The sequence below is a fragment of the Nocardia sp. NPDC058519 genome (assembly GCF_042719755.1).
Classification (GTDB): domain Bacteria; phylum Actinomycetota; class Actinomycetes; order Mycobacteriales; family Mycobacteriaceae; genus Nocardia.
Genome location: NZ_JBHXNK010000033.1, coordinates 68,979 through 74,978, shown reverse-complemented (window position 1 = coordinate 74,978; position 6,000 = coordinate 68,979). Strand labels below are relative to the sequence as shown.

Sequence of the window (6,000 nt, the reverse complement as noted above, 5' to 3'; positions counted from 1 at the left end):
GAACGCCGACCCGAAACCCTTCGTCTGGCGCAAAACCGCGGAGGAGATCCTGGAATCACTCGCTAAATATCTTCAACGGATTTCAGGTGCAGGACCCTAGTGTCACGCGCATGGATGCGGTGCAGGTACAGAAGAAGCTCGAGCTCTCTCCCGATGAGGACTTCATCCTCACCGCGTGGCAGTACCAGATGATGCAGCGCGACATCGCCGCGTCGAAGGGCAAGCACCTTCCGTCCAAGCGTGAAATCCGTAACTCCTTTCGCGACAACGCCGTTGCGGCCATCGTGCAACGCGACCAGTCTTCGTGGTCGCCCGCTGTCGCAGAAGTCGTTCACCAGATCGCCGCGGATGGTGAGTCTCCGAATCTCGAGGCGCTCGAATCCGCTGGGCCACAGATCTCCTCGGCCGTGGCGAGACGGTCACGAGCTCTGCTTCTGCTGATCGACCTGTACGGATTCGAGCCGTGGGTGGAGGGTAAGTGGGACAAGGCTGTCCGCGCCGAAGCTCTCGCCGCCGCCCATCGGTCGATGGATCAACTCCATCCCGAAGACCTCCCTGCTGTGGAAACCGCATACAAGGACGCGATCAAGAAGCTGTCCAAGGCAAGTAACTGGACCAAGTACGCGCTCCTGGCTGGTGCCGGCCTCGGACTCGGTGTCCTGACCGGTGGCCTCGCCGCACCAGCAATTGCCGGCGCGTACGGAGCGCTTGTTCTCGGCTATTCGGGCGCCGTGGCCACTTCGGCGGGCTTGGCCGCGATCGGCGGCGGTTCCATCGCTGCCGGTGGTCTCGGCATGGCCGGTGGTGCCGCGCTCATCACCGGCTTCAGCGGCGCCGCAGGTGTCGGAGCAGCCACGCTTGCCGGTAAGGCCGCCGGGTTCACGGCCGCTCGCATCGCCGCCGACGCCATCCGACTCCACGTCGTGACCCAGCTCGTGCTGCGCGATGTCGACGGCAACGAAGAGGCAGCAAAGGCTGTCATTGTCAGTCTCCGCGAGCGCGTGACAAGCCTGGGCAAGACCGTCGTGACTCTCGCTGAGCGAATCGAGATCCTTCGTGCGCAACTCGAGACAAAGCAGGCAGAGTTGAACGCCGAGAGGGATCAACGCCAGGCGGCCGAGGATCGCGTCGCTCGCTTCCGGATCGTCGCCGACCGGCTCAAGGAGCGTGTCACCGGACCTGAAAATGATGAGCTTCAGGCCTTGCTTGCCGAACTCGAGGATCTGGAGGGTGAGAAGAAGACCGTGGAGACCCTTGCCGAGGGGGTATCTGTCCTCGCTGACGACCTCGAGGAAGCAGCGTGAGCGCCACTGGCGGCAACTCCAGCGACCGGATCTCGCCGATCGATGAGGACTACATCGGCAACTTGGATGCACTCACGCGTGACCTCGAAGACATCGAATCGATTGCCGCATCAGCGCTTTCGGACAAACCGATCGACCATACGGCCACACAGCGCATCGTGAGCACCTCGACCGGCCTCACCTATACCGAACTCACTGCCCACCATCAGCAACGTCGCGAAGTCGAGGGGTGGGGCGAGGCCGACATTGCCGACATCCTCGACCCGATCGCGCTAGAGCAGCTCGATGGATGGCGGGCGGCTCAAAGGGTTCCGTGGGAACGTGGCGACCTGGTCGTCGTGGGCGTCTCCGGGCTCATCGGCGCACTCGGAAACCTCTACGACAGCCAGGTAGACGCTGCAGTGCTCAGCGGCCTGTCCTTGTTGAAGAAGACCGACCTTCTGCGCCGGTGGGAGAGGCAGACCGCCCGACTCCCCATCGATTACACCGGACCGAAATTCGGCGGTCCGGCACACCGCGTTCGGTCGGCCGGTCACGACATCGGCCGGTTCTTCGCCGCCCTCAATCAGATCCGCACGGGAACCTTCGAAGGCACGTGGTGGGAAGACGGACAGCGGATGGTCGAAAAGGTTGCGACAACTCGCTCCGGTCTACCATTCGCACAAGCGCCCGAACGCCACCTCGCAGTCGCGCTTCTGTTGAAACACTGGGCGGCAGATTTTGTCACCCCGATGAACTTGCCGCTGCCGGGTTGGACACTTCTGAGCGAGATGCCGAACCCCGACTTGCGGAAGTTCGCCAATGACGCTTACGCCGGGACGAATTCCGGCGACGGGTTGAATCTTCGCTCCGGAATGTTGACCCCGGGTCTCGGGATGCTCGCGACCGAGGTCGTCATCCGAACCCACACCCACCTCGGTGCCTACCGTTCCACCGGCACTGCACGGCTGGCGACTTCCGCAGCGGCTAAACACACGGAGATGCTGCTCGCCGCGCACGCCGCAGCCGGAGCGATCAGCGTGTCGAAGACCACCGCAGCGGCGATTGCTGGTGAAACCGTCGTCGCCGCTCGACATCTCAACATTCCTGTTCTCATGCGGATCGGCATGCTCGCGCTGAAGGTCCGCTCCGATGCCGCGGCCCGTGCAGAAGCTGGAGCACCGTCGTGGGAACAGTTGCTCGCTGACGAAGCGGCGACTTGGACCCTGCCAGAGGCGCTCACCATCGCAGACCTAGTGACGAGCTCTGTCGGCCCATCGTCCGCCGATGAAGCGGTAGTTGGACGGTGACGAGGACCAGGAGCTCCCAGCCCCTCCGCAGCGTGCAGCTGATACAACTGAAACCCCGCACCGAGAAGGTCAGGGGTTCGATTCCCCTTAGCTCCACAGTATGCGCAGTTCAGGCTGGTTTCCGAAGACTTCTTCGGAAACCAGCCTGACTCATTTTCCCTACTAAGTCACCACTAATTCAATCGACGGCTGTCGAGCATCTCATCTCCTTGACAAGCTTCAGCAGTGCCGCGAGTGAGAGTTGGAAGATAATTGCGGAGTTGGCCCAGATTTCAGAGTATCGGCGCTGATCAAAGTGAATGAGAATCTAGGTATCTCGCTGAGAAAGTGCTGGTCGGAAAGTGTCGTCCCCACACGCGTGGGGGTGAGCCCGCGTGGGCCGAGGCGGTCCAAGTTCTGCGCACGTCGTCCCCACACGCGTGGGGTGAGCCGACCGTCGACTCGCAGGCGCTGTCCGTCATCGCGTCGTCCCCACATACGCGGGGGTAAGCCCGGCAAGGGCGTAGTGGTTCGCGCGATGGAGCGGATTTCCCCACCCACATGTGGGTGAGCCCGAGGGACTGTGTGGCCTGGCGGGCCCGGTGATGTTGTCCCTAAAGGTACGAGCGTGAGCCCGGGACTAACTGGTCGAAGTCGGGTTCATCCCGTCGCACCCGCAGACAGGGGGAGCCTTCCAAATAGCAGGGTGGTTGTGCTGGTGAATTCTGACGTCGTCTATAGGTGAATCCGGCCGTCGCGAGGTGGCGGATCTTGCCGATGCGATCGGCGAATTCTGCCGTCAAGCAGGACTGAGGCCGTGAACTCGAATGCGGCGCGACCTGCTCTACGCCCACGAAGGGTGTGCGATCAGTGCTGGGTCGAGTCCACCTGGTCACCCTCGGCACCCAAGACGAGGTCGAGAAGATGGTCGAGGAGTTCGATCGCGGTCTGTGTGGTGCCGAAGCCTTGGAGCATTCCATGGGCGAGTCCGCCGGTTGCCATCGCGATGACCTCCGCGTCGCGCTCGGGATCGCCGGGAGCCGACGTGTCGTGGGACTGGTCCCGTCGGAGTTGGTCAGCGACGATCGCAATCAAAGCCCGGGGTGCAGCGAAGGTTTCTTCGGCGGTGATGCCCTGGCCGCAGATCGCCGCCCAGGCGAACGCTCCGAGCACGATGGTTTCCGCACGGCGCTGGTCATCGAGGGGAAGCAGTTCAGTCAACACCGCTCGGACGGTTTCCCGGGGCGTGGCTTCCGTGCCGAGCGCGGTCCATCGTTTCGTGAACCGGGCGCCGGCGTCTTCCATCACCGAGCGATGGGTGGCCAGCAGAAAGTCCTTCTTGGTGCCGAAGTAGTACTGCACGACCCTCACTGAGAATCCGGCTTCGGCGGCGACGGTCTGAAAGGTCACCGCGTCAAGCCCACCGGCGACGATCACGCGTCGCACAGCATCGGTGATCTCCCGTCGCCGCAGTTCATGGTCGACCAGTCGTGGCATTAGTGCGGTCACCTCGCTCTTGTTAGTCATCGTGGACTCGTTGGAGGCGATCGCGACGGAGTTCTTCTCCTCGCGTTCGGTCAGCACCTGGAACAGCAGTTCCGCGCCGCGGCGGTCGAGTTCCATGTAGCCGAGCTCGTCGATGTCGTCGCTGATCAATGGTGCTGTGTCGACGAAACATGTTGCACTGCAACCAGACTCGTCGCAACATCCGAAAGAACCTGGTAGGCGCTATCAGTGCTCGATGATATCCGCCGACCGAGATTCCCACTCCGACATCGATTTCGGGATCCCTGGTTAACCTCGAACACACATCTTTGCTCGGCCTCGTGACGAATCTATCTGTGTTTTTGTTTGTAGCGGCAGGGGCGGTATCGATGCCCGGAAAGCAAGCCGCGTCGTCGGCCACCGTGGTCCCAGCAGCGACGACCTGATCGGGTCGTGATCCTGCGGAGACCAGCGGACCGCACTACACCTAACCGCACGTAGACACGTTCGTGTGCAGCATCTTTGAGGAGATCTCGTTGATGTCCCAGCTCTGGCACCAGATGCACAATCCCTTGCTGTATGCCATTCCGGTGTTCTTGATGTTCGTCATCATCGAAGCGGTGATTCTGCGGGTCCACGATTACGGCGAGGTGACCGGATACGAAGTCACCGATGTGCGTACCAACATCAGCATGGGGGCTGTGTCGCTGGTGTCGTTGTTCCTGCTCGAGCTCGTCACGCTGGTGGTATTCGTTTTCCTGTGGACCTATCTGGCGCCCTGGCATATTCGGGCCGATGCGTGGTGGAGTTGGTTGCTGCTGATTGTGGCAGTCGATTTCGCCTGGTACTGCAACCACCGGTTTGCGCACCGGGTGCGTATCGGATGGGCCGGCCACCAAGCCCATCATTCCAGCGAACACTTCAACCTCAGCATCGCCCTCCGGCAGAAATGGAACCCGTGGTCGGAGGGTCTGTTCTGGATCCCACTGCCGCTGTTGGGCTTCGAGCCGTGGATGATCTATCCAGCGTTCTCTATCAACCTGATTTACCAGTTCTTCACTCACACCGAGGTCGTCGACAAGCTGCCCTGGGCAGTGGAATTCGTATTCAACACCCCCTCTCACCACCGCGTCCACCACGCCAGCAACCAGCAGTACCTCGACAAGAATTACGGTGGGATACTGATCCTTTGGGACCGCATGTTCGGCACCTTCCAAACCGAGCTGTACCGGCCCACCTACGGGCTCACCACCCCGGTAAACACCCACGATCTGCTCGTACTCGAGTATCACGAGTACGGCAACATCATCAGTGACGTCCGCAGCGCACGAGGTCTGCGCAGCAAGCTGGGTTACGTCTTCTGCCCACCCGGCTGGCGGCCCGAATAGTCCCGTGAGAAGGCACTGGGTACGCCGGACCACGGAATGAGCAGCCTCAGTCGACCCGCAGGCGGCGCCGTAACTACACGGCATGAGTGGATCGGTCCAGAGCCGGATCGGGGCCGACATGCTGGCAGTGATGAGTCCTTCGCGGTGGCCGGACGACGCCGTGCCTTCGAACTGGCCCATCACCCGTATCAACGAGACCGCGAAGACCACCTCGAGCATGAACTTCGCGCCGACCGGTGGCAACAACGCGGTGAGCGCCAGGCGCGCTATCTGCTCGCTGTCGACAGCTGGGTCCAGTTCGACGATCTTTCGGCGGATCCGTTTCCACGGCAGACGCCCCACTCCGGCCTCGAATCGGCGGATGAGGTACCTCGGCCCGCGAGCGCTTGCGCGTCGTCGAGCGCGACGTGGAGCGAGGACCACCACGAAGGGGTCGGCTCGGTCAGCGGAGTATCGGAGACTTCGCGTCCGTGCGGTTCGATGCCGCGAAAGTCACAACTAGCCACCGGATCTCGCGACGTGGGACGAATAATCGTGTCCGTTAGATACGTTAGG

3 protein-coding genes and 2 pseudogenes are annotated in these 6,000 nt (G+C 62.0%); 3 read left to right on the top strand and 2 right to left on the bottom strand.

From position 1 onward, the window contains the following. Positions 1-1,304, top strand: a pseudogene (locus ACFWPK_RS28730) (hypothetical protein); the annotation flags it as partial. Continuing rightward, positions 1,301-2,593 carry a hypothetical protein gene (locus ACFWPK_RS28725; RefSeq protein ID WP_378920990.1) on the top strand — a complete coding sequence of 431 codons (1,293 nt, stop codon included), beginning with the start codon at positions 1,301-1,303 and terminating at the stop codon, positions 2,591-2,593. The pseudogene ACFWPK_RS28730 and the gene ACFWPK_RS28725, both read left to right, overlap by 4 nt. 846 nt (positions 2,594-3,439) lie before the next feature. Here the strand turns inward: ACFWPK_RS28725 and ACFWPK_RS28720 are convergent. Continuing rightward, positions 3,440-4,120 carry a TetR/AcrR family transcriptional regulator gene (locus tag ACFWPK_RS28720; protein WP_378920996.1) on the bottom strand — a complete coding sequence of 227 codons (681 nt, stop codon included), beginning with the start codon at positions 4,118-4,120 and terminating at the stop codon, positions 3,440-3,442. Beyond that, a pseudogene (locus ACFWPK_RS28715) lies at positions 4,103-4,213 on the bottom strand (ATP-binding protein); the annotation flags it as partial. The gene ACFWPK_RS28720 and the pseudogene ACFWPK_RS28715, both read right to left, overlap by 18 nt. Positions 4,214-4,596: 383 nt before the next feature. Here ACFWPK_RS28715 and ACFWPK_RS28710 point away from each other — a divergent pair. After that, complete coding sequence (locus ACFWPK_RS28710) at positions 4,597-5,445, top strand: sterol desaturase family protein (RefSeq protein WP_378920988.1); 849 nt, start codon at positions 4,597-4,599, stop codon at positions 5,443-5,445. Positions 5,446-6,000: the final 555 nt, after the last annotated feature.

What these genes read in the sequence shown, in the direction of transcription:
- ACFWPK_RS28710 (WP_378920988.1), top strand. Translation starts at nt 4,597, where the DNA reads ATGTCCCAGCTCTGGCACCAGATGCACAATCCCTTGCTGTATGCCATT.